The organism is Methylobacterium sp. J-030, from assembly GCF_022829545.1.
Lineage (GTDB): Bacteria > Pseudomonadota > Alphaproteobacteria > Rhizobiales > Beijerinckiaceae > Methylobacterium.
The window spans coordinates 1-889 of sequence record NZ_JAKSYM010000242.1; the positions used below are offsets into that span (position 1 = coordinate 1).

Annotated in this window: 3 protein-coding genes; 2 read left to right on the forward strand and 1 reads right to left on the reverse strand. The window is 62.1% G+C overall.

The annotated features are described in order from the left end of the window. Positions 1-148 (reverse strand): DUF6894 family protein (locus MKK75_RS36385; RefSeq protein WP_409567583.1); only part of this gene is annotated, 148 nt, incomplete at its 3' end. Between the two features lie 348 nt (positions 149-496). Here MKK75_RS36385 and MKK75_RS17645 point away from each other — a divergent pair. Both MKK75_RS17645 and MKK75_RS35780 read left to right on the forward strand, forming a co-directional pair. Further along, entirely contained in the window at positions 497-676 is a 180-nt protein-coding gene (locus MKK75_RS17645; protein ID WP_244043841.1) for a hypothetical protein, read from the forward strand. A gap of 30 nt (positions 677-706) precedes the next feature. Beyond that, a complete protein-coding gene (locus MKK75_RS35780; protein ID WP_279593963.1) occupies positions 707-829 on the forward strand; it encodes a hypothetical protein in 123 nt (40 codons plus the stop codon). Positions 830-889 lie beyond the last annotated feature (60 nt).

Genomic DNA, 889 nt, shown 5'->3' on the forward strand with positions numbered 1-889 from the left:
CAGCCGGCCGTCCCTTATGCTCGGCCCCGAGCATGTCGGCCAAAGTCTTGCGGACAACCTCCCGTACGGCGGCCTCGTCCGGCAACTCGTAGCCGACGTCATCTATGCCGACCATGCTGTCGACGGTGTCGCTGAAGTAGCGCGGCATCAGGCCCTCCCCGTCGCAGGCGGCAGCGCTCGCCTCACCCAGCCGCCGGCGCCTACGGTCGAACAGCCAACGATGCCCTCCTGTGCCGTGTCCGACCGGGAGGCGCTACAACACACATTGGTTTGCAAGCTACGTGACTGCGCAAGCTGAATAAATTGAAGCAGCACGCTACGCCTGCACGGCTTTAGTCAAAAGCGACCCACATATGTAGTAAAACGGAACTCAATGTGTGTTGGGGATTTGCCCCGCACATACAGCCGCTCGGTCTCGGACCGACGTCCGACTGACAGCGGAAGGAAGCTTCACGGTTCCTCGTTCTCAGCGCGGCCGAGCCGCGAGAGAGCACGAATGTCCAATCCGCTGATCATGAAGCTCGAATACGGAGCGCGTCTGAACGACGAGGACCGTGCCGTCCTACACGATCTCACCAGAAAAACCCGTCGCGTCGCGCGGCGTATGGACATCAGCCCCGAAGGCGAGCGGCCAGAGAACGTTCACCTCGTCGTGGAAGGCTTCGCCTGCCGCTAAAAAACCCTGACCGATGGGCGTCGCCAGATCATGGCCTTCCTGGTTCCGGGCTACTTCTGCGACCTGCACGTGGCCATCATCGGCGAGATTGACCACAGCATCGGCACCAGCTGGGGGTGCACCATCGTGGATATTCCGCGCTCGGTCATCTAGCATCTCACGGCCCGCCATCCCCGCATCCCGTGACGGTTACGGTGGTGTACTCGGGGCGGT

Bases quoted from the DNA above. Each gene is read 5' to 3' on its own strand.
- MKK75_RS17645 (WP_244043841.1), top strand. From the start codon at position 497: ATGTCCAATCCGCTGATCATGAAGCTCGAATACGGAGCGCGTCTGAAC.
- MKK75_RS35780 (WP_279593963.1), top strand. From the start codon at position 707: ATGGCCTTCCTGGTTCCGGGCTACTTCTGCGACCTGCACGTGGCCATC.